The organism is Lysobacter sp. ESA13C, assembly GCF_019970005.1.
GTDB classification, from domain to species: domain Bacteria; phylum Pseudomonadota; class Gammaproteobacteria; order Xanthomonadales; family Xanthomonadaceae; genus Lysobacter; species Lysobacter antibioticus_B.
Map to the genome: position 1 here is coordinate 178113 of NZ_JAHXYK010000011.1, position 25962 is coordinate 204074.

The 25962-nt window shown below is 69.8% G+C and carries 26 protein-coding genes; 13 read left to right on the forward strand and 13 right to left on the reverse strand.

From position 1 onward, the window contains the following. Window positions 1–191: 191 nt before the first annotated feature. On the forward strand, window positions 192–899 hold the full coding sequence (locus LC490_RS20100; RefSeq protein ID WP_081930678.1) for an XRE family transcriptional regulator: 708 nt from the start codon (window positions 192–194) through the stop codon (window positions 897–899). 230 nt (window positions 900–1129) lie between these two features. Here the strand turns inward: LC490_RS20100 and LC490_RS20105 are convergent, their stop codons facing one another. Then, window positions 1130–1813, reverse strand: coding sequence for a YdcF family protein (locus tag LC490_RS20105; RefSeq protein WP_036148235.1), 684 nt, complete (start codon window positions 1811–1813; stop codon window positions 1130–1132). A 278-nt stretch (window positions 1814–2091) separates the two neighbouring features. Between LC490_RS20105 and LC490_RS20110 the strand changes: the two genes are divergently transcribed. Genes LC490_RS20110 through LC490_RS20120 form a run of 3 tightly spaced genes read left to right on the forward strand, consistent with a single transcriptional unit; the run spans window position 2092 to window position 5004 of the window. Next, window positions 2092–3294, forward strand: a complete 1203-nt coding sequence (locus tag LC490_RS20110) for a beta-ketoacyl-[acyl-carrier-protein] synthase family protein (protein WP_223621372.1) — start codon at window positions 2092–2094, stop codon at window positions 3292–3294. A 38-nt stretch (window positions 3295–3332) separates the two neighbouring features. Further along, entirely contained in the window at window positions 3333–4121 is a 789-nt protein-coding gene (locus LC490_RS20115) for a beta-ketoacyl synthase chain length factor (RefSeq protein WP_223621373.1), read from the forward strand. Continuing rightward, window positions 4114–5004 (forward strand): glycosyltransferase family 2 protein, encoded by an 891-nt coding sequence (locus tag LC490_RS20120; protein ID WP_081930681.1) that lies wholly within the window; start codon window positions 4114–4116, stop codon window positions 5002–5004. Before LC490_RS20115 ends, LC490_RS20120 begins: the two co-directional genes overlap by 8 nt. Before the next feature lie 420 nt (window positions 5005–5424). Here the strand turns inward: LC490_RS20120 and LC490_RS20125 are convergent, their stop codons facing one another. Next, window positions 5425–5904 carry a hypothetical protein gene (locus LC490_RS20125; protein ID WP_223621360.1) on the reverse strand — a complete coding sequence of 160 codons (480 nt, stop codon included), beginning with the start codon at window positions 5902–5904 and terminating at the stop codon, window positions 5425–5427. 408 nt (window positions 5905–6312) lie between these two features. Between LC490_RS20125 and LC490_RS20130 the strand changes: the two genes are divergently transcribed. Next, window positions 6313–7566 (forward strand): hypothetical protein, encoded by a 1254-nt coding sequence (locus LC490_RS20130; RefSeq protein WP_152566141.1) that lies wholly within the window; start codon window positions 6313–6315, stop codon window positions 7564–7566. A 99-nt stretch (window positions 7567–7665) separates the two neighbouring features. Here LC490_RS20130 and fabG read toward each other — a convergent pair whose 3' ends face one another. The 9 genes from fabG to LC490_RS20175 all read right to left on the reverse strand — a co-directional run bounded on the left by fabG (window position 7666) and on the right by LC490_RS20175 (window position 15066). Then, window positions 7666–8406, reverse strand: coding sequence for a 3-oxoacyl-ACP reductase FabG (gene fabG, locus LC490_RS20135; RefSeq protein ID WP_031371257.1), 741 nt, complete (start codon window positions 8404–8406; stop codon window positions 7666–7668). Between the two features lie 118 nt (window positions 8407–8524). Beyond that, window positions 8525–9034 carry a hypothetical protein gene (locus tag LC490_RS20140; RefSeq protein WP_223621361.1) on the reverse strand — a complete coding sequence of 170 codons (510 nt, stop codon included), beginning with the start codon at window positions 9032–9034 and terminating at the stop codon, window positions 8525–8527. Window positions 9035–9183: 149 nt separating this feature from the next. Further along, on the reverse strand, window positions 9184–9615 hold the full coding sequence (locus tag LC490_RS20145; RefSeq protein ID WP_031371259.1) for a phosphotransferase: 432 nt from the start codon (window positions 9613–9615) through the stop codon (window positions 9184–9186). Continuing rightward, window positions 9602–11944 carry an MMPL family transporter gene (locus LC490_RS20150; protein WP_031371260.1) on the reverse strand — a complete coding sequence of 781 codons (2343 nt, stop codon included), beginning with the start codon at window positions 11942–11944 and terminating at the stop codon, window positions 9602–9604. The genes LC490_RS20145 and LC490_RS20150 overlap by 14 nt, the downstream gene beginning before the upstream one ends. Next, a complete protein-coding gene (locus tag LC490_RS20155) occupies window positions 11944–12678 on the reverse strand; it encodes a LolA-related protein (protein ID WP_305067588.1) in 735 nt (244 codons plus the stop codon). Before LC490_RS20155 ends, LC490_RS20150 begins: the two co-directional genes overlap by 1 nt. Next, complete coding sequence (locus LC490_RS20160) at window positions 12593–13570, reverse strand: acyltransferase (RefSeq protein WP_031371262.1); 978 nt, start codon at window positions 13568–13570, stop codon at window positions 12593–12595. Before LC490_RS20160 ends, LC490_RS20155 begins: the two co-directional genes overlap by 86 nt. Then, a complete protein-coding gene (locus LC490_RS20165) occupies window positions 13567–13872 on the reverse strand; it encodes a dehydratase (protein ID WP_031371263.1) in 306 nt (101 codons plus the stop codon). Before LC490_RS20165 ends, LC490_RS20160 begins: the two co-directional genes overlap by 4 nt. 163 nt (window positions 13873–14035) lie before the next feature. Continuing rightward, on the reverse strand, window positions 14036–14737 hold the full coding sequence (locus LC490_RS20170) for a ketosynthase (RefSeq protein ID WP_223621362.1): 702 nt from the start codon (window positions 14735–14737) through the stop codon (window positions 14036–14038). 59 nt (window positions 14738–14796) lie between these two features. Beyond that, entirely contained in the window at window positions 14797–15066 is a 270-nt protein-coding gene (locus LC490_RS20175) for a phosphopantetheine-binding protein (protein ID WP_031371265.1), read from the reverse strand. Window positions 15067–15295: 229 nt separating this feature from the next. Between LC490_RS20175 and LC490_RS20180 the strand changes: the two genes are divergently transcribed. The 3 genes from LC490_RS20180 to LC490_RS20190 all read left to right on the forward strand — a co-directional run bounded on the left by LC490_RS20180 (window position 15296) and on the right by LC490_RS20190 (window position 18154). Next, window positions 15296–16696: an NAD(P)/FAD-dependent oxidoreductase gene (locus LC490_RS20180; RefSeq protein ID WP_223621363.1), complete on the forward strand. Its 1401-nt coding sequence runs from the start codon at window positions 15296–15298 to the stop codon at window positions 16694–16696. A gap of 14 nt (window positions 16697–16710) precedes the next feature. Further along, on the forward strand, window positions 16711–17712 hold the full coding sequence (locus LC490_RS20185; RefSeq protein WP_223621374.1) for a pteridine-dependent deoxygenase: 1002 nt from the start codon (window positions 16711–16713) through the stop codon (window positions 17710–17712). 193 nt (window positions 17713–17905) lie between these two features. Beyond that, a complete protein-coding gene (locus LC490_RS20190; RefSeq protein ID WP_031371268.1) occupies window positions 17906–18154 on the forward strand; it encodes a hypothetical protein in 249 nt (82 codons plus the stop codon). Window positions 18155–18353: 199 nt separating this feature from the next. Here LC490_RS20190 and LC490_RS20195 read toward each other — a convergent pair whose 3' ends face one another. Both LC490_RS20195 and LC490_RS20200 read right to left on the reverse strand, forming a co-directional pair. Next, on the reverse strand, window positions 18354–19916 hold the full coding sequence (locus tag LC490_RS20195; protein WP_223621364.1) for an ABC transporter ATP-binding protein: 1563 nt from the start codon (window positions 19914–19916) through the stop codon (window positions 18354–18356). Continuing rightward, complete coding sequence (locus tag LC490_RS20200) at window positions 19913–20779, reverse strand: ABC transporter permease (protein ID WP_223621365.1); 867 nt, start codon at window positions 20777–20779, stop codon at window positions 19913–19915. The genes LC490_RS20195 and LC490_RS20200 overlap by 4 nt, the downstream gene beginning before the upstream one ends. Before the next feature lie 458 nt (window positions 20780–21237). On the opposite strand from LC490_RS20200, the gene LC490_RS20205 reads away from it, so the two are divergent. The 5 genes from LC490_RS20205 to LC490_RS20225 all read left to right on the forward strand — a co-directional run. Next, complete coding sequence (locus LC490_RS20205; RefSeq protein WP_031371271.1) at window positions 21238–21702, forward strand: Rrf2 family transcriptional regulator; 465 nt, start codon at window positions 21238–21240, stop codon at window positions 21700–21702. Beyond that, window positions 21699–22013: a DUF2292 domain-containing protein gene (locus LC490_RS24615; RefSeq protein ID WP_031371272.1), complete on the forward strand. Its 315-nt coding sequence runs from the start codon at window positions 21699–21701 to the stop codon at window positions 22011–22013. The genes LC490_RS20205 and LC490_RS24615 overlap by 4 nt, the downstream gene beginning before the upstream one ends. Before the next feature lie 142 nt (window positions 22014–22155). Beyond that, window positions 22156–23616 carry a porin gene (locus tag LC490_RS20215; RefSeq protein ID WP_223621366.1) on the forward strand — a complete coding sequence of 487 codons (1461 nt, stop codon included), beginning with the start codon at window positions 22156–22158 and terminating at the stop codon, window positions 23614–23616. 79 nt (window positions 23617–23695) lie between these two features. Further along, a complete protein-coding gene (locus tag LC490_RS20220) occupies window positions 23696–24697 on the forward strand; it encodes a sulfate ABC transporter substrate-binding protein (protein ID WP_223621367.1) in 1002 nt (333 codons plus the stop codon). Window positions 24698–25357: 660 nt separating this feature from the next. Next, window positions 25358–25962, forward strand: a 605-nt coding sequence (locus LC490_RS20225) for a condensation domain-containing protein (protein ID WP_223621368.1), incomplete at its 3' end; no start/stop codon positions are given.

Genomic DNA, 25962 nt, shown 5'->3' on the forward strand with positions numbered 1-25962 from the left:
TGGCCGATTCGGCGGCCGCTTACCGCAGCGGCAGCAACGGCCCGGGCCTGCTTCGACCGGCTGCCGGATTCCGGGATCGTTTTTCCGAATCGGCAAATTACTTTCAATAAGTAAACAACGGTTGGCTTTCGCGGCTTGGCAAGGCCCGGGGGGCCGCCTAGAGTCGTCCGTGACCCCTCTCGGCCGCCTTCATGCCCGCCAAGCGCAGCCAGAACGTAACCACGGCCGCACCCGCGGTCCCGAATCCCGGGATCGCGCTGCGGATGCTGCGTCGTCAGCGGGGCTGGACCCTGGCCGAGATCGGCGCGCGCACCGGCCTGCCGATTTCGACCTTGTCGAAGATCGAGAACGGCAAGATGTCGCTGAGTTTCGACAAGCTCACGCGCATCGCCCAAGGCCTGGAAGTCGACATCGGCGAGTTGTTCTCGTCGCCGCCGGCGGGCGTCAACGAAAACTTCAGCGGGCGCCGCAGCATCACCCGCGCCGGCGAGGGCTATGCGATCCGCACCGAGCACTACCACCACTTCTATCCGGCCTCGGAGCTGCTCAACAAGCGCCTGGTGCCGATCATCGCCGAGGTCCACGCGCGTTCGCTGGAAGAGTTCGGCGACCTGATCCGCCACACCGGCGAAGAGTTCGCCCTGGTCCTGGAAGGCACGATCGAACTGCACAGCGAGCTGTATGCGCCGGCGCGCCTGGACGTCGGCGATTCGATCTATTTCGACAGCGCGATGGGCCATGCCTACATCGCCGCATCGGCGAGTCCGTGCCGCGTGCTCGCAGTGTGTTCGGGCAACGAAGCGCATTTGCGCGAAGCGCTGTCGCGCAAGATCGCGTCCGAGCCGATCCGCGTGTCCGCTGCGCGGCCGCCTAAAATCCGGCGCAGCGCCAGCCTCTGAGCGCTGCGGATAGGGCATGGCCCCGGCGGCGAACGCTCGCGCGCAAGGGCCTTTCGTCCAGGCAACTGCGGATAACGGTCACATGGGCCGCAAACGCCGGTCACGACGTCGGATTTTCCCATTGCGAAACTGCCCGGCCCACCCCGCCCGGACCAAGCGGGCCCGGACCAAGCCGGCCCGGACCCAACCCGCTCGAAGCCGGCGCGCCGGATGCGCGCGGCCCGGTCGCTTCAGCTGACGCGAGCGAGCATGCGCCGGTTGCCGGTCAGCCGCGCCCAGCGCGCGCCGATGTCGCTCATGCACACGTAGGCCGCTTCGCCGGCCAGGCGCCACAGCATGCGCGGGCTCAGGTTCAGGCGCGGCTCGGCGGCGCACAGCTCCCAGTCGTAACCGAGCTGGCGCGCGAACAAGGCGCAACGCGCGAGGTGGTAGCGGCTGCTCAGCAGGGTAACGCGCGAGCGCATGCCCTCGCCGAGCATCGCCCGAGCATTGCGCAGGTTCTGCAAGGTGTCGCGCGATTCCGATTCCAGTTGCATCGGCGCATCCGAAGCGAAGCCGCGCGCGAGCAAGCCGTGACGCGCGAGCTCGGCTTCGCTGGGTTCGTTGGCGGCGCCGCCGCCGAGCAACACGACGTTGCGCGGCGGACGTTCGCGCCACAGCGACACCGCGCGATCCAGGCGCGCCTCGAAGTCCTGGTCCAGGCGCCCACCCGGCGCATGCTTGCCGAACAACAACACGCATTCGCCGCGTTCGGGCTGGCAGGGCGCATTGCGCGCGACCCGCAGCACGTGCACGAAATAACCGACATAGACCAGCCCGGCGCTGAGCACGCACGCGGCCGAGGCGACCACGGCCACATGCAGCACGTCGCGATCGCCCAACAGGGACAGGCGGTGGCCGAGGCGATTGGACATGGAAGCGGGCGCGACCTGCATGGGAAGGAAAACGGGGACGGCGGTACGACAGCGGTATGAGGGCGCAGCGCGGCGAGCGCAAGCACGACGCCGCGGCACAGCCTCCGGCGCAGACGTATTCGATCGCCCGCGCATGAAGCATTCAGCCTCGCAGCGCCTGCGGCCGCCGCCCTGGCCCGTGCGGCCCGGCCCCGGCGGTGCCCGAGCGCCCCTCGCTATACTGCGGGCGTTCCCCACCGCGCGATTCTACCGACTACGTGACGTCCCCACCTTTACCGATGCCGCCGCTGGCGATCCGCGCCTACACCGCGACCACCGCACTCGGCCGCGGCCTGGACGCCCAGGCGAGCGCCTTGCGCGAACGGCGCAGCGGCCTGCGGCGCAACGATTTCGCCCCGCTCGCCGCCGGCGAGGCGCCGCTGGATTGCTGGATCGGCCGCGTCGACGGGCTCGAACAGGCCGCCCTGCCGGCCGAGCTGAGCCAGTGGGAGTGCCGCAACAACCGCCTGGCCTGGCTTAGCCTGCAGCACGACGGCGTGCGCGCGGCGCTGGACGCGGTGGTCGCGCGCTATGGCGCCGAGCGGGTCGCGGTGATCCTCGGCACTTCGACCTCGAGCATCGGCGCGACCGAAGAGGCCTATAGCCGCCTGCGCAACGACGGACGCGAATTCCCCGAAGACCTGGCCCGGCCGACCCTGCATACGCCGCACTCGCTCGGCGCCTTCGTCGCCGCCGCGACCGGCCTGCGCGGCCCCTGCGTGACCGTCGCCACCGCCTGCTCGTCGAGCGCCAAGGTGTTCGCCCAGGCCGCGCGCCTGATCGCCGCGGGCGTCGCCGACGCGGCCCTGGTCGGCGGCGTCGACACCCTGTGCGGCAGCGTGTTGTTCGGCTTCAACTCGCTGCAACTGGTCTCCAACGCACCCTGCCGCCCCTTCGATGCCGAACGCATCGGGCTGTCGCTCGGCGAAGCCGGCGGATACGCCGTGCTCGAACGCCTCGACGCCGGCGAACGCGCCGCACTGGAACTGCGCGGCTACGGCGAATCCAGCGATGCCCACCACATGTCCTCGCCGCATCCCGAAGGCCTGGGCGCGCGCCTGGCGATGGGCGATGCGATGACCCGCGCCGGCATCGACGCGGCCGAGGTCGGTTATCTGAACCTGCACGGCACCGCCACCCCGGCCAACGACAAGATCGAGGCGCTGGCGATCGCCGCGCTGTTCCCCGCCACCCTGCACGCCTCCTCGACCAAAGGCTGGACCGGGCATACGCTCGGCGCCGCCGGCATCGTCGAGTCGGCGTTCGCCTTGCTCGCACTCGAACGCGAGCATCTGCCGGGCACGCTCAACAGCGTGCTGCCCGACCCGGCCAACGGCCCGCAGATCCGCTTCGATTCGGCCGACACCCGGATCCGTTATGCCATGAACAATTCCTTCGGCTTCGGCGGCAACAACTGCTCGCTGGTGTTCGCGCGCCCATGACCGCCTCCGACTTCGCCCAACCGGCGACACGCTCGCCGGTGCTCACCGCCGTCGTCGAAAGCGTCGGCTACTGGAGCCGCGGCCTGCCCTCGTGGGAAGCCGCGCGCGCCTACGCCGTGCACGGCGATCTCCCCGCCGACGCGCCGTCGCGGCCGTCGCCGCAATTGCTGGCGCCGAACGAACGCCGGCGCGCACCGGAAACGGTGGCGGTGGCGCTCGAAGTCGCACTCGCCGCCTGCCAGGCCGCGAACCGCGATCCGGCCGGCCTGCCGTCGGTATTCGTGTCCTGCCACGGCGACATGGCGATCACCGACTACATGTGCGCCACCCTAGCCCGCGAACCGCGCACGATCTCGCCGACCCGCTTCCACAATTCGGTGCACAACGCCGCCGCCGGCTACTGGACCATCGGCGCCGGCGCGATGCAGCCGGCGACCGCGCTGAGCGCGCTCGACGCCAGCTTCGCCCAGGGCCTGATCGAAGCGCTGGCCCAGATCGCCGCCGGCGACGAGGCGGTGCTGCTGGTCGGCTACGACGGTGCCGCGACCGGCCCGCTGCAGACGATGTGGGGCAGCGACGGCCTGCTCGGTGCGGCGCTGGTGCTCGCGCGCGCGCCGACCGATCGCCGCGCGACCGGCCCGCTGTTGCGCGCCTGGCTCGGCGACGAGCCGCCGTCGCCGCTCGAAGGCAAGCTGTCTCGCCGCGAAACCGGCAACGCCAGCGCCGCGATGCTGCCCTTGTTCGACGCCTTGGCCTCGGGCCATGATCGGCTCGCATTACCGGCCGGTGGCGGCCGAACCCTGCGGGTGGAGCTCGTCCATGACTGAAAGACCCGTTTCGCCAGGACGCGACGGCCAGACGCCAGGTAAGGCAACCGCGCACAGGACCCGTCCGCTGCGCCTGGATCGCGATAACGTCGCGGTGATCATTCCGGCGCTCAACGAGGCGCTGCGCATCCGCGGCGTGGTCGAAGGCGCGCTGGCCCAGTGCGCGCACGTGATCGTCATCGACGACGGCTCCGACGACGGCACCGCCGAACGCATCGCCGACCTGCCGGTGACCTTGCTGCGCCATGCGCAACGCCAGGGCAAGGGCGCCAGCCTGCGCGACGGCTTCGCCGAAGCCCTGCGCCGCGGTTTTCTCGCCGTGCTGACCATGGACGGCGACGGCCAGCACGCCGCCGAAGACATCCCGCGCCTGATCGACAGCGCCAACCGTCATCCCGGCCACATCGTGATCGGCGCGCGCCTGCGCAAGCGCGCCTCGCAGCCGACCTATCGGCGCCTTGCGAACAACTTCGGCGACTGGGGCGTGGCCTGGGGCACCGGCTACCAGATCGCCGACAGCCAGAGCGGCCAGCGCCTGTACCCGGCCGCGGTGATCGCCCTCGACGACGTACCCGGCGAAGACTTCGTGTTCGAGGCGCAGATCCTGATGTCGGCGGCGCAGCAACTGGGCACGCGCTGCGTCTCGGTGCCGATCGAATCGCGCTACCAGAACGAAGACTCGCAGGAAGAATTCCGCGCCAGCCATTTCAAACCCTTGCGCGATTTCACCCGCATCACCAGCCACATCGTCGGCCAATGCCTACGTCGCGGCGGCATCCCCGCGGTCTATCGCAGCATCCGCGCCAACCCGCCGTTGATCGACGACCCGAGCGGCGAGTTTTCCGGCGAGGCCGCGCACAAGGCGCAGACGCATACGCGTTGATGTTGCGCTGATGCGGCAACGCCTTCGCAGGCACCGGGCGAAGCTTCGATGCCTCAGCCCCGACAATCCAGGGTAGGAGCGGCGCAAGCCGCGACCGCGTTCGGGCAGATCGCGGCGGTGGCGGGCTCACTGAGTGACCGAGCCGCGTCGCCCACCCGATGTCATCCCCGCGAAGGCGGGGATCCAGAGACCTCAAGCGTTCTCGCCCGAATGGCCCTGGATCCCCGCCTTCGCGGGGATGACGATTGCTGGCTGTCTTAGTCCCGGCTGCAGGGCGCGCTAAAGCTGACTTGCGCGATCTGAGAGATCTCGGCCGGCGCAGGTTTGTCGAGTAATCGAGCCGAGTCGTCTACCCGAACGTTATTCCCGCGAAGGCGGGGATGACGACTGGAGGCGCGGTGAGAACGCCTCGCGCCGCCCTCAGTTGCGCGGCGGATCGAGTGGCGGCGCCTGCGGACCCGGGTCGTTCATCGGCGGCGGATTCAGCACGTAGATCGCCACGCCGCGCGCGAACTTCTGCCGAGGGCTGATGCTGACCCCCACGCCGCCACCGCTGTAGTGGCGCCCGCCGAAACTGCCGCCGCCGGCACCGACGCTGACTCCGCTGCCGCCGTAACCGTCCTGGGTGCCCTGGAACAACACGCCGTTGGCGCCGAGCTTGGCCGCTTCGGCGCGCAGCTTGCCGACCACCGAATCCATCTTGTTCTGCTCGCCGTAGGTGAACGCGCCGCTGTTGCTTTCGAGTAGGGCGATCTCCTCGTAGCGGCTAGGCGGCGGCGCGAAATACACCCGCACCTGCGACACCGGCACCGGCGGGCGCGGCCGCCCGGTGATCACGTGGGAACTGGCGCAGGCCGACAGGGCGAGCGCGAACAAAGCGATGAACAGGGTGCGCGACATCGGAGGTCTCCCGTACGGCCTTCGCGGCGGATCGGCTCATGCTACGCCCGCCGGCCCGGCATCGGGTGAGCGCCCGGTGAGCGGTCGCCGGCCGGCGACGACCGGGCCGCGACGCTGCCGGGCCGTACTCGACCGCGCCGGAACGAGCCTCGCATCGGCGAGCGCGCCGCCGCCCGAACCGCCGCCCGGGTAAATCTTGTCCGCATCCGGACGCCTGTCACCCACGTTCCGCTGCGAGCGTGATCTGATGCGCGCGCGAGCCCGGGCGCGCCTCATCGGCCCAGCGATCGTCGACGGCCAGCCTCTTGCGCCAGCCGCCCTCACCATCGAGCGCCGCCCGCTTACCGACGGCGTACGGCGCCTTGGTCCGCACTCATCGATATCCCACGCGTCTCAATGGAGTGAACCATGCGTATCAGGAATGCATTGCTGCTGTCCCTGCTGGCCTGCGCGCCGGCCACCGCAGCGATCTACGCGCCGCCCCCGGCCTACTACCCGCTGTACCAAACCTACAACCCGACCATCACCGATTACTTCTACACGCTCAATTACTACGAGGCCTACGGCGCCGCCGGCTATCAGGGACCGAGCGTGTTCACCTACGTCGAGAAGACCCCGCAGCCGTCCACCGTTGCGCTCAGGCGCTACTGGAAGGGATCGCCGCAGAACGACCACATTTATCTGACCGACCAGTTCCCGGAAGAGATCAGCTACGTCCTCAACAACGGCTTCGTCTACGAAGGCATCGAGGGCTATATCTACACCCAGCAAGTGCCCGGCTCGCTGCCGGTGCATCGGCTCAACTACAACTACGGCAACGGCGATCTGATGCACAAATACGTGACCAGCGAGGCCGAACGCCAGGCGCTGGTACAGCAGGGCTGGGGCTACGATCGCGTGCAGGGTTACGTCCCGTCGCAGAGCGCGTTGTTGCAACCCAACGGCACCGTTCTCAGCGGCTATCCCGCCCTGCCAGGCGGCGCCGTCGTGGCGCGCCGCTGCGATCCGGTCAGCACACCGAACTTCTGTTCCAACCCGCAGCATCCGGGCCGCGAACCGCACTACCGCAACAACTTCTATGGTTATCGCGGCGTATCCAGCACGGTCAAGCCGGCCGGCAGCAACGTGCAGAAAATCCAGTTCGACGTGTGGTCGCCGGACTTCTTCATCGGCTCCGACGAGCACATCGTCATCGGCGTGCACGGCGGGCTCACCGTCGGCACCGATCAGATCACTCTCGAAGGTCTCGGCATCACCCTGGGGCAGTCGCAGATGTGCGGCGACGGCGTGTCGCAGGTCGAAGGCTTCTGGCTCGCGCCGGGCACGCCCGCGGGCTACGGCGGTTTCCTGGCGTCGACCTGTCCGGCCCGCACGGCCGATCCGAACGGCAAATACTTCGCGCCGATCCCGATGGAGAACCATCATCCGTATCGCGTGGTGATCAAGGTCTCCGACGCGGGCACGATCCAGTACTCGGTGCTCGACGGCTACACCCTGGCCTCGATCCAGGGCCAGACCTTCAACGCCGTCAACCAGTATCCCGGCGGCATCGGCGGCTTTCCGAACAAGACCGGTTACTACATCGCACCGTCGACCACCTCCAACCGCGACTACACCTTGTACCTCAGCAACCTCAGCGTGAGCTGGCAGAACGGGTTTTGATCGCAGCGTTTCGATCGCAACCCGGGTTCGGATCGCAAGCGGTCCGAACCACCGGCACGCCTCAGCCCATGCCGCACGCTTCAGCCCATGCCGCAGGCTTCAGCCCATGCCGCCATTAATCCCGATCACCTGGCCGTTGATGTAGCCGGCCGCATCCGAACACAGGAACGCGACCAACGCGGCGACTTCATCGGCGCGGCCGGCACGGCCGGCCGGGACCATCTGCTTGATCGCCTCCGCAGTGAACGTGCCGTCGGCCATGCGCCCTTCGATGACGCCGGGCGCGACCACGTTGACGGTGATGCCGCGGCTGGCCATCTCACGCGCCAGCGATTTGGAGGCGCCGTGCAGCGCCGCCTTGGCCGCGGCGTAGTTGGTCTGGCCGCGGTTGCCGAGCACCGCCGCCACCGAAGACACGTTGACGATGCGCCCCCAGCGCGTGCGCGCCATCGGCAACAACAGCGGTTGGGTGACGTGGAAGAAGCCGTGCAGCGACACGTCGATCACCCGCTTCCACTGCGCCAGGCTCATACCGGCCATCGGCGCGTCGTCGTGGATGCCGGCGTTGTTGATCACGCCCTGGATCGGCCCGGCTTCGAGCAGGCCTTCCAGCGCGGTGCGCGCCGCCTGGTCGTCGGCGACGTCGAAGGCGATCGCCGAGGCCTGGCCGCCGGCCGCCTCGATCTGCGCGACCACTGCCTGGGCGCGTTCGAGGTTGTGGTTGGCGTGCACGATCACCTGCCAACCGGCCGCCGCCAGTGCGAGACAGATCGCCTGGCCGAGGTCGCCGCTGCCGCCGGTGACGAGGGCGCGGCGCGGCGAAGGGTGCGAGATGGACATGCGGACGACTCCGAGCGGCAAAGCCCGATTGTCCCCGCCCCGCCGCCGTGGCGAAAGCCACGCGGCGGAGCGGGGAGTCGCCGCTCCTGGCCAGCCGGTCTGTGGCACGGCTTCCGGCTCAGGTCGAAACGCGGAAACCGTCCGGGTACGGCGGGTCGCCCTCGCGGCCGTGCAGGTTGTCGATCTGCACCAGGCTGTGCTCGATCGCCTGCCCCTGCCCGTCGCAACGCAGGCGTTGCTCGCCGCGCCAGACCGCCCAGGCGCGCTCGTCGCCGTCCTCGTCCTCGCCGTCGACGGCAACCACCCACCATTCCAGGGTGCGCTGCGCATCCGGCGCCAACCGCATCGTCGCTAGCGCGTCGAAATCGAGTTCGATCCGGCCTTCGTCGGTAGCGGTGCCGAGCCATTGCGCGAAGATCGCCGAACGCCCGCCGGCGATGCGGAACATATCGACCCAGGTATCGGCCGGCATGTCTTCGTCGTAGGGCCGGTCGCAACGTTCGAGCCAGTGCAGGCGCGCGCCTTCGCGGCGGCCGAGGGCGATGCGCAGGCGCAAGCGATGGCCGATGCGGCCCTCGTCGATGGCGCGATGCGGGCCAAGGTCCTCGAAATGGAACTGCAGCGACATGCGCGACGCTCCCGGGCGCGATGCGGCACGGCCGCCGCATCTGCACTAGGAAACGCCGGCGCCGGCAGGGTGTGAATGCAGACGGCGCGATGCGCCGCAGCGCAGATTCGGTAGCGCGGACTCAGTGGAGCGGATTCAATGGCGCGGACTCAGTCCGGCCGCGCCATCACCGCGGCACGCCCCTGCGCGATCGGCACGCCGGCGTGGTGCAGCTCGAACTCGTACTGCCAGCTCTGGCCGGTGTCGATCAGCTTGTGCGCGCGGCCTTCGATCGCGCCGGGCAGGTCGTCGAAACGCGCCAGGTGCAACTGCACGCCGCGCAGCGCCACCAGCACGCCGGGCTTGGCCACGCCGCCGTCACGGCGCGCGAGCAAACCGCCGTGCACGGCCATGGTCTGTGCGCCGTATTCGCACAGATGCACAGCGTGCAGGCGCCCGTCGCGACGCAGCGGATGGGCGGGGTCGCGATGCCCGTTCGTGCGCAGCACGATGCGCTCCTCGTCCCATTCGACGACTTCTTGCCACAGGCACATCAGGCCCTGGTGCGGGATCAGCGCGGCGATGGCCTCACGCGTGCGCATCGCCGGCCTCCATCGCCGCCGGTTCGCGCACGATCAACAAGGCCAGCACGAAGTTGAAAACGACGCCGAGCGCGACCGTGCTGCCGATCGCGCGCAACACCGGAATCGACGACAGGCCCAGCAACGCGAACACCAGCAGCGTGGTCAGGCTGCACACGATCACCGCGTGCAGGGTGCGCAGCTGTTCGGCGCGGTCGTCGCCGGCATGATCGAAGAACAGCGCGTAATCCAGGCCCAGGCCGGCGGCGAGGATCAGCGAGACCAGATGGAACAGGTTGAGTTCGATGCCCAGGCCGCGCAGCACCGCCAGGATCAGCAGGCTGCTCAAGGCCATCGGCGCCAGCACGCGCAGCACCCGCCGCGGCGAGCGCAGGGCCACCCATACCGCCGCCGCGAGCAGCACGCCGGCCAGGCCCAAGGCCATCAGCACGCGGCCGCGGTAGTCGGCGACCAGCGATTCGGAAGCCTGCTTGAGATCGAGCAACTGGCCGCCGTGACGGCGCACCACGCTCGCGACCGCGGCCGGATCGTTGAGCCCGGTCAACGACACCAGCGCGGTGGCGTGGTCGCCGCGTTGCAGCAGCAGGCCCTCGACGCTGACCGCGAGCGGCGTGCCGGCGAGGTCGCGCGGGGTCAGCGGCGGCGCCTGCCGCGCGCGTTCGACGTCGGCGAGGAAATCGGCGAAGGCATCGCTGCGGAATGGCGTCGCCGCGACGGCGGTGTCGAGCGCCGTGCGCAGGCTCGCCGCATCGGGCAGGCGCTGCTGACGTTCGCGCTGGGTCTTCGCGCTCGGCAGATAACGCGCGGCGAGGTCGTAGCCGGCGATCGCGCCGCGCCGGCGCAGCGCCGGCAGCTCGGTCAACAAGGCTTCCGAGGACTGCAAAGCGGCCTCGGCATCGCGGCCCTCGATGGCGATGACGTAGCGCACGTCGGGCGCGCCGAGTTCGTCGCGCAACTGCGCGTCGCGGGCGAGCGCGGCCGGCGGCACCGGGGTCAGCTTGGCCAGGTCGTTCTGCCAGAACGCGCCCGGCACGAACAGGATCACCGCCAAGGCCAGCGCGGCGATCAGCGACACGCCGGCCACGCCGAGCCGCGGCCAGCGCGCCAGCCGCGTCCACAGCCGCGCCAGCGCCGGCGAGCCGGCGGCGTCGCGCGGCGCCGGATCGATCAGCGCCGGCAGCACGAAACGCGTGGCGAGCGCCGCGGTGGCGAGGCCGACGATGGTGAACACCGCGAGTTGCTGCAGGCCGTCGACGCCGGAGACGAAGAAGGTCAGGTAGGCGATGCAGGTCGAGGTCACGCCGGTGCCGAGCGTCGGCCACAGGCTGCGCGCGCTCGCCCACGGCGACAGGCCGGGGCGTTGATGACTGAACAAATGGATCGGATAGTCCTGGACCACGCCGATCAAAGTGAAACCGAAGGCGACGGTGATGCCGTGCACGCCGTCGAAGAGTGCGGCGACTGCACCGAGCCCGGCCAGGCCCGCGGTCGCCAGCGGCAGGCCGCCGAGCAGCGGCGCCTTCCAACTGCGGTAGGCCAGCCACAGCAACAGTACGAACACCAGGCTGTCGATGGTGCCGATCAGGCTCGCTTCGCGTTGGGTGCGGCCACCGATTTCGACCGAGAACGCACCCGGGCCGCTGATCGTCAGCCGCGCCGGGCTGGCGCCGCGCGCTTGCGCGAACGCGGCCTGGATCGCATCGAGCGCGCCTTGCTGGCCGGTCGGGTCGAAGCCGGCCGCGCGCGTCTCGATCGCCAGCAAGGCCTGCTTGCCGGCGCGGTCGAACCACACGCCGTGCTCGGTCTGCGGCGCCTGCGCCGGCTGCCAGGCCTCGGCCAGGCGCAGCATCTCCAGGGTGGGATCGCTCGGCAGCAGCGGCTCGATCAGCTCGCCGGCCGGCGAGCCGAGGTCCTGCACGCGGCTGTCGAGTTGCTCGCGCAAATAGGCGCTGTCGAGCGGCTGTTCGTCGAAGCTCGGCGTCAGCAGATAGCGGTACGGACGCAGGCGTTCCGGCACCGCCTCCAGCCCCTGCCCGGCGCCGTTGGCGACCAGCTTGAACTGCGGCTGCGCCGTCAGGCGTTCGCGCATCGCCGCCGATTGCGCGGCGAGAGTGGCCGGCTCATCGCCTTCGATCGCCAACAACAACAGACGCGAGCCCGGGCCTTCGCCGAGTTCGTCGATCAGCAGTTTCTGCGCCGGCGTCTGCGCGCTCGGCATGAAGCGGCGCAGATCGCCGCTGAGCTGCAGGCGGCTGCCGATCGCCCAGCCGGCGACCGCGAGCAGGGCCAGCCACAGCAGGGCGAGGGCGAGACGGCGCGCGGGCGTCATCAACGCGCCGCGCCGTGGCCGCGGCACAGCGCCGCCAACTGGCTCGCGTCGGCGACGCCGGCGGCGGCGCGCGCGGCGCTGGCCAACAAGGTGCGCTGTTGCTCGTTGCCGCGCGCCGGCCGGGTCTCGATGCAACGCAGCTCATCGTCGCGGCCGAGCAGGACGATCTCGCGCACGCGTGCGGCCAGACTGGCGTCCTTCGGGATCAGGCTGATCGTCCACTGCCGGCGTGTGCCCTCGGCGACCAGCCGGTAATGCTGTTCGAGCAAGGCGCGGTCGCCGCCGAGCAAGGCGCCGAAGCTGGCCTGCAAGGCGACCAGCTCGGGCGCGCGCGCCAGCGAGAAACGCCTGGGCGGCTTGCCGGGGCGGACGATGGCGACCTCGCCCTGGCCGGGCTTGGCGCCGGTGCGGATGCTGGTGGTCTCGGCGTAGGGCGCGCGCACTTCGCGCACCAGGGTGGTCGCGTCGGGACGACGGTACTCGCCGGACAGGCGCAACGGCGCCTTGAGCAGGGCCGAGCCGCGCACTTCGACGAAGTCGGTGCGGGCCGGGACCGGCTGCGCCAGGCGCGGCAGGATCCAGTCGGGATCGGCCGCGACCGCGGCTTCGGCGGCCGATGCCCCGGCCGGCACGCCCTGGGCGGCGGCCTCAGTAACCGGAGCGGCGCGCAGCGACCCGGCGCCGAGCATCAGCGCCAGGGTCCACGTGCAAGGCTTGATCAGCGTCATCGGCATGCCAGAAATCGTAGAAGTTGAACCAGTTGTAGGGAGCGCTGCGGGCTTGGGCCTGCAGGCGCTCGGCGTAACGCTGGACCAGTGCGGCAAGGATCGCCGGGCGGTTATGCCGCTCGATCGCCACACCCTCGCTGAACGTCTCGAACACCAGGTCGTAGCGCGCCCCCCCACGGTACAGGCCGAAGGCCAGCACCACCGGCACTTTCAGTGCCGCCGCGATCAGCCACGGCGCGCTCGGGAACTCGGCCGGCGCGCCGAGGAAGGAGGCGGTGGTATGCGGCTCGTGCGGCGCGGCGCGGTCGACCAGCAAGGCGACGATCGCGCCTTCGTCGGTGGCCTGCTTGATCGCGAACACGATCGAGGGGCCGTCCTGGCCGGCATCGATGACGGTGCGCGCGATCTGCGGATCCAGCGCGTCGAGCATCTCGGTCAGGGCCGGGTTATGGCCGCGGTCGAACACCACCCGCAGCTTCAGGCCGGGCCGACTGCGCGACAGCACCCGCAAGGCCTCGAAGCTGCCCAGGTGCGAGCCGAACAGCAGCAGGCCTTGGCCGCGGTCGAGATAGGGTTCGAGCTTGTCCAGGCCATCCACGCGCACGTCGAACGGCGCCATGCGGCCGCTGAGCATGTACAGGCGATCGAGGATGGTCGCGGCGAAGGTGTGGATGTGGCGGGCGATGTCGAGCAAGCGCGGCGGACGGTCGAGCACCCGCGCCAGATAGTCGCGCGAGGCGCGCCGCTCCGGGCCGCGCACGATCAGGAAGTAGGCGACGATCGGATACAGGGTCAGGCGCGCGATCGAGCGCCCGCCGCGACGGGCGATGAAGCCGATCAGGCGGAAGGCGAGGCGGCCGCCGCCTTCGGGGCGTTGCTTCCAGTGCTCGCCGCTCATGCCGAAGCCTCGGTGATGGGCAGATCGGCGACGACTTCGCCGCTGGCGAGCAGGTCGTCGCCGCGGCGCACGCGAAAGCGCCAACGCGCCGCGCCCAGCGCGTCCAGTTCGACCTGCGCCGATTGCTCCGGCAACAAGGGCTGCAAGAACTTCACCTGCGGCAGACGCAATCCGTTCAGCGGCCCGTGCGCGGCTTCGACCGCGGCGATCACCTGCTCCAGCAGGACCACGCCAGGCACCAGCGGGCGCCCCGGGAAATGGCCGGGCAGGCAGGGATGATCGGACGGGATCGAGAACGGCATACAGGCGGGCGGCGGGGTCGGCGGTTGCGGCGAGGGTCACAGGATAAAGCACGCGCATTCAGCGGGGCGTCGAAATGCGACGGCGGCCCTTGAATTACTGGAATTCGCAGTGTGCGACGGTGCCCAAACGCAGCGCCTGCGCGGTATCGGCCAACGGCTCCGTTCAGGAGAACAGCTCGCGCCAGAAGCCCGGGCCGAGCTTGGCCATGCGGTGCATGAAGTCGAAGAAGCCGCTCTCCGGGCGCACCGGGAAACGGCGCTGCCGCACCAGGTATTCGCCGGCGAACATGCCGCCGACGATGCCGTAGTTGATCAGGTTGGCGAACCAGGACCATTGCTCCTGGCTGATCGCGACCGGCGGCACCTGTCCCAGGCGCGCCAGCACGCCGTCGGGCACGGCGATCATCGCCAGGGCGCCGTTGACCAGCGCCAGCACCGTCAACACCACCGCCCACAGCGCGGTCAGGCGGCGGGTATAGCGATACAGCTCGGGCGACAAGGCCGACACCGGGCCTTCGTGCAGGGCCGCGACGATGCGCGTGATCAGGGCCTCGCGCGGCGCGCGCAGGCTGCGCCCGAACCACCACGCCAGCCAGCCGTTGAACAGCATCGGCGGCGCCAGCAACAACATCTGCGCGTAGGGGGTGAAGGCCGACGCGGCCAGGGCCGCGAGCAGGACCACGGTCGCCGCCCAGGCACGCCAGCGCAGGCCCAGCAAGCCGTCGATGGTCACGAACACGACCAGGTCGGCCAGGGCCAATGCCGCCAGCGCGCCGCCGCCGTCGTGGCTGGCCCAATGCGCCAGCACCGGGTAGGCGATCGCCAGCAACAGGCGCGCGAGGGCGCTGGACGAAGGAGGGTTCACGTCGGCTCCGGGAACGGGCGCATGCACCGGCGGTTCGACACCGCGCCGGCCGCCGGCGTTCAGGCGGCCCGCTGCTGCTCGATATGCGCCGACAGCGCACGCAGCGAAGCGAAGATGCGGCGGTTCTCGTCGCTGTCGGAGCGCAGTTGGAAGCCGTAGCGCTTGGTGATCGCCAGGGCGAGTTCCAGTGCGTCGATCGAATCCAGGCCGAGACCTTCGTTGAACAGCGCCGCTTCCGGATCGATCTGCTCCGGTGCCACGTCTTCCAGGTTCAGGCTCTCGACCAGCAGCTGCGCCAGTTCGCGTTCGGCGGGGCTTTGTTCAGACATCGGGCGATCCGGTCACGGTGGGACAAGGGGCGCAACGATCCGCCATCGGCGCCGCAGGCGCAACCGCCGGGTGCGGCGAGCCCGCTGTTCGGCCCCACCCGGCAGCCGCTTCGGCCTGCGGCGGACCTGCGTTATCAGGCACTTGAGGCAATGTGCGGAAGCGGCGCGACGACGCCGGCGCCCCGCCGCCGCTGCGCAGCGGGCCGAGGCGGCAGGCTATCATTTGCGCATGAATCCGCCCGACTCCGCGCCCGACGCGGCCGCACCGACGGCCACCGCTGCTTCCAGCACGGCCAGCCCCTCCCACGCCGCACAGACCATCGACACCGATGTCCTGGTGATCGGCGGCGGCCCGGCCGGCACCACCGCGGCGACCCTGCTCGCCCGCAAGGGCTGGAAGGTGTTGCTGCTGGAAAAAGGCAGCCACCCGCGCTTCCACATCGGCGAGTCGCTGCTGCCGATGAACCTGGCCATCCTCGAACGCCTCGGCGTGCTCGAACAGGTGCGCGCGATCGGCATCCACAAGCCCGGCGCCGAGTTCCCGATCGACGCCGAGCGCTACAACACCTTCCGCTTCGAGCGCGCGCTCAACCCGGTCTACGGCTACGCCTTCCAGGTCAAGCGCGAGGAATTCGACGAACTGCTGTTCCGCCACGCCCAGGCCAACGGCGTCGACGCCCGCGAACGGGTCAAGGTCGAGAAGATCGAGTTCGGCGCCGACGGCCGCCCGGCGATGGTTCACGCCCGCGGCGACGACGGCCGCGAGCTGCGGGTGCGCCCGCGCTACCTCGTCGACGGCAGCGGCCGCGACACCTTCCTCGGCGGCCAGCTCAAGCTCAAGCAGAAGAATCAGCTGCACCAGTCGGCGGCGATCTTCAGCCACTTCACCGGCGTGCAGCGCCGCGACGGCGAGGACGCCGGCAACATCACCGTGCAGCGTTTCGCCCACGGCTGGATGTGGCTGATCCCGCTGCAGCGCGACGTCATGAGCGTCGGCGCGGTGTGTTTCCCCGAATACCTCAAGCAACGCCGCGGCGACAGCGAAGGCTTCCTGATGCAGACGCTGGAGTCCGAGCCGTCGGTATGGCGGCGCATGCAGGGCGCACAGCGCTGCGGCGACGTCCATGTGACCGGCAACTATTCCTACACCTGCTCGCGCATGACCGGCCCGGGCTGGGTCATGGTCGGCGACGCCTACGCCTTCGTCGATCCGGTGTTCTCCTCCGGCGTCTACCTCGGCATGAACAGCGGCGAACAAGCCGCCTCGGTGGTCGACGGCGCCCTGCGCGAGCCGGCGCGCGAGACCGAACTGCAGGCGGCGATGGTCAAACGCCTCAAGCGCGGCCTGCGTCATTTCCAATGGTTCATCTATCGCTTCACCACGCCGGTGATGCGCGAGCTGTTCAACGCCCCGCGCAACTATTGGCAGATCGAGCAAGCGGTGATCTCGATGCTGGCCGGCGACGTGTTCGACAACCGCGAGGTGCTGCGCCGCCTGCGCGTGTTCCGCTTCGTCTATGCGATGACGGCGCTGCGCATGGCGCCGCAGGCGCTGCGCGGCTGGTGGCGGCGCAAGCGCCAGGTCGGCGTCGATTTCCGCGGCGACACCCTGCAACGGGGCAATCCGTGAGCGCGGCCGAAGCCATGTTGGCGATGCCGCCGCAACTGCAGGTCGACTACGTCGCGGCCACGCCGGCCGAGTTGCTCGCCCAGGACGACACCCTGGCGGTATTCGGCTTCGGCGCGCAGGCGCCGCAGCACGACGACCCGCGTTATCTGCGCGTGGCCCTGGAACCGTTCGGCGACCGGCGCCTGGAGCGCTGGCGCGGCCGCGGCCCGGTGATCAAGGGCCGCGACGGCGACCTGGCCTGGTCGGAAGACGGCGCGCTGCAGTTCGGCGTGATCGAATTCGACGAGCCCGAACCGCTGCCGGGCGAAGCCACCAACGGCGAGATCGCGCGCGCCGCCGAATACCTGTACCGCAAGTTGCTCGCCTTCACGCAAGCGCGCGGCTATCCGCATTTGTTGCGGATCTGGAACTACCTCGACGGCATCACCCTCGGCCACGGCGACGAAGAGCGCTACCGCGTGTTCTGCGTCGGCCGCGCCAAGGGCCTGGGCGATTTCGACATCGCGCGCCTGCCGGCGGCGACCGCGATCGGCCGCGTCGACGGCGCGCGCCGCTTGCAGGTGTATTGGCTGGCCTCGCGCACGCCCGGCACGCCGCTGGAAAACCCGCGCCAGGTCAGCGCCTATCGCTACCCGCGCCAGTACGGCCCGCAGCCGCCGAGCTTCGCCCGCGCCATGCTGCCGCCGCAGCCGGCGGCGATGCCGCTGCTGTTGTCGGGCACCGCGGCGGTGGTCGGGCACGAGTCCAAGCATGCCGATTCGGTGCTGGCCCAGCTCGACGAAACCCTGGCCAACTTCGACAGCCTGCTCGGCGTCGCCCGCCAGCGCCAGCCGCAGCTGTCGAGCGCGTTCGGCGGCGGCTCCTGCCTGAAGGTGTACGTGCGCGACGTCGAGGAGATCGACAACGTCGCCGCCGCGCTCGACCGCCGCTTCGGCGATCGGGTGCCGCGCATCCTGCTGCACGCGGCGATCTGCCGCTACGAACTGCGCGTGGAGATCGACGGCTCGCACGGCTGACGCGCCGCCGTGCAAGCGCCGTCGGGCTCGTTCACGGCATGGCCACCTCGATGCAGCGGCGCCTCAGGGCGCCGTTTGCGCCTGAATTCGCGCCGACGCCCATCGGTCCCGGCCACCTGTGGCACTTGAAATCGCCCCGCCAGACGCTACGTTGCGCATGTGGCCAAACGGGCCGACTGCGGAGTACGACACGATGGGATTGATCAGCCTGCTCTGGGGCATCGTCGCGCTGCTGTGGATGATCCTCGCCCTGATCCCGCTGCTGGGCTGGGGCAACTGGTTCCTGATCCCGTTCGCCGCGGTCGGCGCGATCATCGCCGCGATCGGAGTGCTGTTCACGAGTTCGGAAAAGAACGGCCGCGCCAAGACCGGCCTGCTGCTCAACGCCATCGTGATCGTGGTCGGCGTGGTCCGCCTTGGCATCGGCGGCGGCATCGTCTGAGCGCAACCGCCTGAGCGGAGGCTTCATTCGAGAGCGATCGCCTGAGCGGCGACCGCATTCGAATCCGTTCGCTGAGCCGCGACCGCGCCGCTCAGCCCGATACGGCGATGCAGCGGCGCGATCGTCGCGCCCGATCCTGCGCTATCGATGCTCCGGGCCGAAATCCGGTTCGGACGGTTCGTGAGCGCGAAGCTCGGGCTCAGGCCTGGTCGAGCGCGGTTTTCGGACGCGCGGCGAGCAAGGCCTGCGTGTGCGCGTGTTGCGGCGCGCGCAGCACCTGCGCGGTCGGCCCGGTCTCGACGATGCGGCCGGCTTCGAGCACGGCGATGCGTTCGGCCACCGCCGCCGCCGCGGCGAGGTCGTGAGTCACGAACAACAAGGCCAGGCCGCGTTCGCGCTTGAGCCGCGCGAGCAGAGCCAAAATCGCCGCGCGGTGATGCGCGTCCAGGGCCGACACCGCTTCGTCGCAGACCAACAGGTCGGGATCGGTCGCCAGTGCGCGCGCGATCGCGATGCGCTGGCGCTGGCCGCCGGAGAACTGGTGCGGATAACGATCCAGCATGGCCTCGTCCAGCCCGACCGCCTGCATCAATGCGGCGGCATGACGGCGACGCGCGGCGGCATCGCCGCGAGCGTGGATGCGCAATGGTTCGGCCACGATCTCGCCGATGCGCAGGCGCGGATCGAGCGAGGCGTAGGGGTCCTGGAACACCACCCCGGTGCGTGCGCGCAAGCGGCGCAAGGCGCGCGCGTCGAGACCGCCGAGATCGGTGCCGTCGATCGACACCCGGCCCTGCGCGCCGCGCAACAGGCGCAGCAACACGCGGCCGAGCGTGCTCTTGCCGCTGCCGCTCTCGCCGACCAGGGCCAGGCCCTCGCCGCGGCGCAGCTCGATGTCGACACCGTCGAGCGCGCTGTGCGCGGCACGCGGATAGCGCATGCGCAGGCCTTCGCCGCGCAGCAACACCGGCTCTTCCGACGCACGCTCCGGTAAAGCCTCGATGCGGTCGGCGGCGAGCAGCTCGCGCGTGTAGGCCTGGGTCGGCGCGGCGAACACCGCGGCGGTGTCGCCGCGTTCGACCACCGCACCGCGCTGCAGCACCAGCAATTGCTGCGCGTAGGCGCCGACCAGCGGCAAGTCGTGACTGATCAGCAACAACGCCAGGCGATCCTCGCGACGCAGGCGGTCGAGCAGGTCGAGGATGTCGCGGGCGATACGCGCATCCAAGGCCGAGGTCGGTTCGTCGGCGATCAACACCCGCGGCTGGGTCGCCAAGGCCAAAGCGATCGCGATGCGCTGGCGCTGGCCGCCGGAAAACTGGTGCGGATAGCGCCGCAGCGCGTTCGCCGGGTCCGGCAATTGCACGCGCTCGAACAAGGCCAGCGCACGTTCGCGCGCGGCCGCCGCCGACAAGCCGCAGACCGCGCGCAGGGTTTCGTCGAGTTGCGCACCGACGCGACGCAGCGGATGCAGGGCCGCAAGCGGGTCCTGCGGCACCCAGGCCAGGCTGCGGCCGCGCAGGCGCGCGTGCGCGGCGCCGCCGAGGGCGATGCTTTCGCCGTCGACCTGCAGGCGCCCTTCGCCGCGCAGCTCCGGCGGCAACAGGCCGAGCAGCGCGAGCGCGGTCAGGCTCTTGCCGCTGCCGCTTTCGCCGACCACGCCGAGGCATTCGCCGGCGTGCAGTTGCAGATCGAGCGGCCCGAGCAAGCCGCGCGCGCGCGTCGCCACCGTCAGCGCCTGCAAACGCAACAACGCGCTCATGCGGCCGCCGCCCCGACCTTGGCGCCGCCGTCGCCGTCGCGGGCGTCGCCGCGCACGTCGAGCCAATCGCGCAGGCCGTCGCCGAGAAACTGGAACGCCGCCAGGGTCGCGACCAGGAACCCGGCCGGGAACAACAAGGTCCACGGTGCGCTGTCGAGCTCCTGCACGCCTTCGGCGAGCAGGCCGCCCCAACTCGACGAGGGCTCGTCGATCGACAGGCCGAGGAAGCCGAGGAAGCTTTCGACCAGGATCGCCTGCGGCAAAATCAAACCGAGATACACGAACGCCAGCGGCAACAGATTCGGCAGCACATGCCAGCGCAGGCGCTGGCCGAAACTCGCCCCGGCCGCTTGCGCGGCGAGCACGAACGGCGCCTCGCGCAGGCGCGCGGCCTCGGCGCGCATCACCCGCGCCAGGTCGATCCAGACATACCCGCCGATCGCCGCGAGCAGCAGCAACAGCGAGCGCTCGAACAAGGTCAGCAACAAGATCACCACCAGCAGGAACGGCAGCGCCGAGAACACATCGAGCACCCGCAGCATCGCGCGCTCGACGCGGCCGCCGGCGAGCCCGGCGATGGCGCCGTAGCCCAGGCCGATGACCAGGGCAACCACGCTGGCGAGCAAGCCGATGCCGAGCGAGAGGCGGCCGCCGGCCAGCGTGCGCGCGAACACGTCGCGGCCGATCGCGTCCGTGCCGAACCAGTGCCCGGCCGTGCCCGGCCGCACCGACAGCGCGTCCCAGTCGGGCAGGATCGGCCCGTAGCGACCCAGCGCCGGCGCGAGCCAGCAGGCGGCGGCGAGCGCGGCGAGCACCAGCAAGCAGGTGCGGGCGAGCGGCGGAAGCGAGGCGAGAGAACGCATGGGCGCTCATCCTAACGGCTTCGCGGGCGAGCGGGTCCGGCGAGAGCGGCGATGTGCCCGCGCCTTACTTCCTATCGACCTACTCCATTCCCCACTTTGAAAAAGGGGGTTAAGGGGAATTTGCCTTTAGCCTTGCTCCCGTTTCGACCGGATCACCGCGACCTGCCCGTAAATCCCCCGGCGCAGCCGCAACCTAGTTTCGCTATGCAACGCAGGCGCCAGCCCCCTTTTGCAAAGGGGGCGAATCATCTGCGCGCCCCAGATCGGCCGCGCCCCTCGGATCGTCCGTATCCGGCCGAAGCATGCCCCCCCTTTGGAAAAGGGGGGTAGGGGGGGATTTGCCTTTAGCTCTGTTCCCCCTCGCGGCCCCACATAGCCCCAGGTCATAAGCAGATGAGGCAATACCTTTTCCCCTAGGCCACCGGTCGCGGCCACATTCCCTACATGGTGAATGGGAAATGCTGACGATGAAGGCCAAGTACGCACTGCGCGCGATGTGCGCGCTGGCGCGTGCCGACGGCGGCCGGCTCCGGGGCGGACGGCTGCAGGCGCGCACGATCGCCGAACACAGCCGCGCACCCGGCAAGTTCCTCGAGACCATCCTGGTCGATCTGCGCCAGGCCGGTTTCATCGACAGCCGGCGCGGCCAGAAAGGCGGCCACGCCCTGGCCCGCCCGGCCGACCAGATCATGATCGGCGACCTGATCCGCGCCATCGACGGGCCGCTCGCGCCGGTGCGTTGCGCCAGCGTCAGCGCCTACCAGCCCTGCTCCGACTGTCCCGACCCCGACGCCTGCAGTCTGCGTTCGCTGATGCGCGAGGCGCGCGACGCGATCTCCGACGTACTCGACCGGCGCAGCCTGCACGAGCTGGCCCTGGCGCCCGGTTCGAGCTTGGCCGCGCTGGCCGGAGACGGCCCGTGAGCCGGCATGTGCCGGGCGAGCGCGGCGCCGGCCGCCGGGTCCGCACGCCGGCCGAACCGCGCCAGCACGATCAGCGCCAGCCCGAACGCGCCGCCGCGCGCCGGGCCGATGCCGCCGCCGACCGGCCGGCACCGACCGTCGAACCCGAGATCAACATCGTCAACCTCAGCGACAGCGAGTACCAGTTGCTGACCGCGGTGCGCGAACTCGGCCAGGGCCAGATCGAAGTCGTCGTGCACAGCTCGCGCATCGTCCAGATCACCCGCAGCCAACGCCTGCCGGTGGCGCCGACACGGGCCCCGCGTCCATGAGCCGCGCAGCCACCGGCACGCGCTGTCGACGCCGCTAATCCATCTCCGCCGCCGTCGCCGCGGCCGCTCGACCTCCACCCACCCGCTATCGGCCCGATCGATGGGCCCGCCGACTGTCCAGTCACCGCTGAAGGAGCACAACATGCAAACCCGGGTTCGACTTGCGAACGCAACGCCTACCGCGACCCCTTGGCTGTGGGGCGCGCTGGCGTGTGCGCTCGCCTTGCCGGCCCAGGCGCAAACCGCTCCGCCCACGGTCGAAGAGCTGGCCCAGCGTCTGCGCGAGATCGAACGACGCCTGGGCGGCGGCGAGGCCGTCGCCGGCGCCGCCGCCGACAGCGGCAACCTGAGCGATCTCGATCAACGCCTGCGGGTGATCGAACGCCGCCTGGAACTGCAAGCCGAGGAAAGCGCGGCCAAGGCCGCGAGCACGCCGACGGTGACGCTCAGCGCGAGCAAGGGGCTGGCGGTGAAATCGCCGCCGCCGGGCGACGTCGAACTGAAGTTCAAGGCGCTGGTCCAGGCCGATGGCCGCTTCTTCATCGGCGACGACACGGTGCCGCAGAACGACACGTTTCTGTTCCGCCGGATCATGCCGACCATCGAAGGCAGTTGGGGTTCGCTGGTCGGCTTCCGCCTGACCCCGGAATTCGCCGGCGACAGCGCGACCATCGCCGACGCTTACCTGGATCTGAAGTTCGACCCGCGCGCGACCGTGCGCATCGGCAAGTTCAAGAGCCCGGTCGGGCTGGAACGCCTGCAGTCCAGCGGTTCGACCGCCTTGATCGAACTCGGCCTGGCTTCGGAACTCACGCCCAACCGCGACCTCGGCGTGCAGTTGCAAGGCGAGTTCGCGCAGTCGACGGTGTCGTACGCGCTCGGCGTCTACAACGGCGCGGTCGACGGCCGCGACAGCCCGACGGTGAACCCCGACAACGACTTCGAACTCGCCGCACGCCTGTTCTTCGAACCGTGGAAGAACGACAGCAACGCACTCTCCGGCCTGGGCTTCGGCCTGTCCGGCAGCCGCGGCGACAAGCAGGGCAGCGGCAATAACTTCCTGCCGCGCTACCGCACCCCGGGGCAGACGCAGTTCTTCAACTACCGCGGTACCGCGCTCGCCGACGGCGCACACACGCGTTGGTCGCCGCAGGCCTGGTACTACCGCAACGCCTTCAGCGTGCTCGGCGAGTACGTCAGCTCCAGCCAGGAGGTGCGCGTCGGTGCGTTCGCCAACGAACTCGACCATCGCGCCTGGCAAGTCACCACCGGCTACGTGCTGACCGGCGAGGACGCCGGCTACAAGGGCGTGGCCCGGCCTAACCATCCGTTTACGGTCGGTGGTGCAGGCTGGGGCGCGTTCGAACTGGTCGCACGCTACGGGCGCCTGGAGATCGACGACGCCGCTTTCCCGCGCTTCGCCGATCGCAACGCCGTCGCCGCCGCGGCGCGTTCGTGGGGCCTGGGCCTGAATTGGTACCTGACCGGCAACCTCAAGCTGGTCGCCAACTACACCCAGACCGAATTCGACGGCGGGGCCGCCGCCGGCCGCGACAGGGAAGACGAAAAGGCCTTCTTCACCCGCGCCCAACTCGCCTTCTGACGCCGGCGATCGCAAGACCCCGCTTTCGACCATCCCACACCCAATCAGCCCCAGTTCGCCCCACGCACAGGACTTACCGATGAAAACCACCCTCCGCCTGATGTTGCTCGGCCTGGCCCTCTCCGCCGCCTGCGCATCGGCCAAAGACGTCGAATTGCTCAACGTGTCCTACGACCCCACCCGCGAGTTCTACGCCGAGGTCAACCAGGTCTTCGCCGCGCAGTGGAAACAGCAAACCGGCGAGACCCTCAACCTGCGCGCCTCGCACGGCGGCTCGGGCAAGCAGGCGCGCTCGGTCGTCGATGGCCTCGAAGCCGACGTGGTGACCCTGGCGTTGGCCGGCGACATCGACACCATCGCCAACGCCAAGCAGTTGCCGGCCAATTGGCAGACGCGTCTGCCGCACCAGAGCTCGCCTTACACCTCGACCATCGTGTTCCTGGTGCGCAAGGGCAACCCGAAGCGCATCAAGGACTGGGGCGACCTGACCCAGGCCGGCCTCGGCGTGATCACCCCGAACCCGAAGACCTCCGGCGGTGCGCGCTGGAATTACCTGGCCGCCTGGGCCTGGGCCTCGACCAAATATCGCGATGGCGACAAAGTCGTCGACTACCTCACCCAGTTGTTCAAGAACGTACCGGTGCTCGACACCGGTGCGCGCGGCTCGACCACGACCTTCGTCGATCGCGGCATCGGCGACGTATTGCTGGCCTGGGAGAACGAGGCCTTGTTGACCTTGGAGCAGCCGGCCAACCGCGGCAAGTACGAGATCGTCGTGCCGAGCCTGAGCATCAAGGCCGAACCGCCGGTGGCCTGGGTCGACAAAAACATCGACAAGCACGGCACCCGCAAGCAGGCCGAGGCCTATCTGCGCTTCCTGTACACCCCCGAAGGCCAACGCCTGGCCGCCAAGCACGGCTACCGCCCGGCCGAGCCGGACAAGGTGCCGGTCGCCGAGCTCGCCAAGTTCCCTGCGGTCAAGCAGGTCACCATCGACGGCGCGTTCGGCGGTTGGAAGAAAGCCCAGGCCGCGCATTTCTCCGACGGCGGCTTCTTCGACAAGATCTATCTGCCGAAGTAAACCGTACCGACGGGACATGGCTTGCCCTCGCAAAGGGCAGGCGGCCGGCCTCGCGCATCGCGACGCCGGCACGAGCCGCGACACCGAACGGTGCCGCGGCTCTTTCATTTGTGCGATCCATGAACGCACTGGACCGGCTGCGCGGCAGCCCGTCGGCTGACGTCGCGCCTGCATCCGAGACTGCGGCAATGCACGCATCGTTCGCGTGTCCGCGATCACGAGAGCGGCGATCGCGTGCGAATGCGAGACCGACCCTAGCCTCGCGAGGCCGGCTCTGAAGCAGCGTTTCTGCGATTGCCGACGCGATGCGCCGGGCACTTCCGTGTCGGATTCGAAGCATGGAGTCCCGCGGCCATCACAGTTATCCGTTTACGCGCGGATAGGGACATGGACGCGTCAACGACGCGTTGCATACTCGCGGCGCATCGCAACGAGCCTGTGCGGCCGGTCGCGTTATGGCAAGCCGCGCCGTCATCGTTTCGTCATCGACGCGGCTCATGCGACGAGCAGGGGCGTCCGCATCGCGGCTTGCGATACCTGCCGCGGTTCGGTGCTCGCCGCTCCGATCGCGGCACGCGACTTCATCGCTCGCCCATCGCCGCATCGGCTGCCCCCTGCGCATGCCGAGCGCTGCGCGGGCTCTCATCCTGGAACCGCTCCATGCGCAACGCCCAGATCGAAGACCTGCTGCCGCTGTCGCCGTTGCAGCACGGCTTCCTGTTCCACGCCCTCTACGACCACGAGGTGCAGGACAGCTATGTCGTGCAAATGGTGTTCGCGCTCGACGGTGCGCTCGACGCAGCGGCGCTGCAAGCGGCGGCGCAAGCGCTGTTGCGGCGCCACGCCAGCCTGCGCGCGGCCTTCGTTCATCACAAGATCAAGGAGCCGGTGCAGGTCATCCAGCGCGAGGTCGAGCTGCCCTGGCGCGCGATCGATATCAGTGGTTTGCCTGAGGATGAGCGTGCCGATGCGCTGGCCCAGACGATCGCCGACGACCAACAGCAACGCTTCGAACTGACCCGTGCCCCGTTGCTGCGCTTCGTGCTGGTGCGCGAGTCGGCGACGCGGCATTACCTGGTGTTCACCAGCCATCACATCCTGCTCGACGGCTGGTCTTCGCCGATCCTGCTGCAAGAGTTGTTCGCGCTGTACCGCAACGGCGCCGACGCGCAGGCGCTGCCGCGGGTCACGCCCTACCGCGACTACATGCGTTGGCTGACCTCGCGCGATGCGGCCGCGGCGCGCAGCGCCTGGCGCGACGCCTT

What these genes read in the sequence shown, in the direction of transcription:
- LC490_RS20100 (WP_081930678.1), top strand. Translation starts at nt 192, where the DNA reads ATGCCCGCCAAGCGCAGCCAGAACGTAACCACGGCCGCACCCGCGGTC.
- LC490_RS20105 (WP_036148235.1), bottom strand. Translation starts at nt 1,813, where the DNA reads ATGTCCAATCGCCTCGGCCACCGCCTGTCCCTGTTGGGCGATCGCGAC.
- LC490_RS20110 (WP_223621372.1), top strand. Translation starts at nt 2,092, where the DNA reads ATGCCGCCGCTGGCGATCCGCGCCTACACCGCGACCACCGCACTCGGC.
- LC490_RS20120 (WP_081930681.1), top strand. Translation starts at nt 4,114, where the DNA reads ATGACTGAAAGACCCGTTTCGCCAGGACGCGACGGCCAGACGCCAGGT.
- LC490_RS20125 (WP_223621360.1), bottom strand. Translation starts at nt 5,904, where the DNA reads ATGTCGCGCACCCTGTTCATCGCTTTGTTCGCGCTCGCCCTGTCGGCC.
- LC490_RS20130 (WP_152566141.1), top strand. Translation starts at nt 6,313, where the DNA reads ATGCGTATCAGGAATGCATTGCTGCTGTCCCTGCTGGCCTGCGCGCCG.
- fabG (WP_031371257.1), bottom strand. Translation starts at nt 8,406, where the DNA reads ATGTCCATCTCGCACCCTTCGCCGCGCCGCGCCCTCGTCACCGGCGGC.
- LC490_RS20140 (WP_223621361.1), bottom strand. Translation starts at nt 9,034, where the DNA reads ATGTCGCTGCAGTTCCATTTCGAGGACCTTGGCCCGCATCGCGCCATC.
- LC490_RS20145 (WP_031371259.1), bottom strand. Translation starts at nt 9,615, where the DNA reads ATGCGCACGCGTGAGGCCATCGCCGCGCTGATCCCGCACCAGGGCCTG.
- LC490_RS20150 (WP_031371260.1), bottom strand. Translation starts at nt 11,944, where the DNA reads ATGACGCCCGCGCGCCGTCTCGCCCTCGCCCTGCTGTGGCTGGCCCTG.
- LC490_RS20155 (WP_305067588.1), bottom strand. Translation starts at nt 12,678, where the DNA reads ATGCCGATGACGCTGATCAAGCCTTGCACGTGGACCCTGGCGCTGATG.
- LC490_RS20160 (WP_031371262.1), bottom strand. Translation starts at nt 13,570, where the DNA reads ATGAGCGGCGAGCACTGGAAGCAACGCCCCGAAGGCGGCGGCCGCCTC.
- LC490_RS20165 (WP_031371263.1), bottom strand. Translation starts at nt 13,872, where the DNA reads ATGCCGTTCTCGATCCCGTCCGATCATCCCTGCCTGCCCGGCCATTTC.
- LC490_RS20175 (WP_031371265.1), bottom strand. Translation starts at nt 15,066, where the DNA reads ATGTCTGAACAAAGCCCCGCCGAACGCGAACTGGCGCAGCTGCTGGTC.
- LC490_RS20180 (WP_223621363.1), top strand. Translation starts at nt 15,296, where the DNA reads ATGAATCCGCCCGACTCCGCGCCCGACGCGGCCGCACCGACGGCCACC.
- LC490_RS20185 (WP_223621374.1), top strand. Translation starts at nt 16,711, where the DNA reads ATGTTGGCGATGCCGCCGCAACTGCAGGTCGACTACGTCGCGGCCACG.
- LC490_RS20190 (WP_031371268.1), top strand. Translation starts at nt 17,906, where the DNA reads ATGGGATTGATCAGCCTGCTCTGGGGCATCGTCGCGCTGCTGTGGATG.
- LC490_RS20195 (WP_223621364.1), bottom strand. Translation starts at nt 19,916, where the DNA reads ATGAGCGCGTTGTTGCGTTTGCAGGCGCTGACGGTGGCGACGCGCGCG.
- LC490_RS20200 (WP_223621365.1), bottom strand. Translation starts at nt 20,779, where the DNA reads ATGCGTTCTCTCGCCTCGCTTCCGCCGCTCGCCCGCACCTGCTTGCTG.
- LC490_RS20205 (WP_031371271.1), top strand. Translation starts at nt 21,238, where the DNA reads ATGCTGACGATGAAGGCCAAGTACGCACTGCGCGCGATGTGCGCGCTG.
- LC490_RS20215 (WP_223621366.1), top strand. Translation starts at nt 22,156, where the DNA reads ATGCAAACCCGGGTTCGACTTGCGAACGCAACGCCTACCGCGACCCCT.
- LC490_RS20220 (WP_223621367.1), top strand. Translation starts at nt 23,696, where the DNA reads ATGAAAACCACCCTCCGCCTGATGTTGCTCGGCCTGGCCCTCTCCGCC.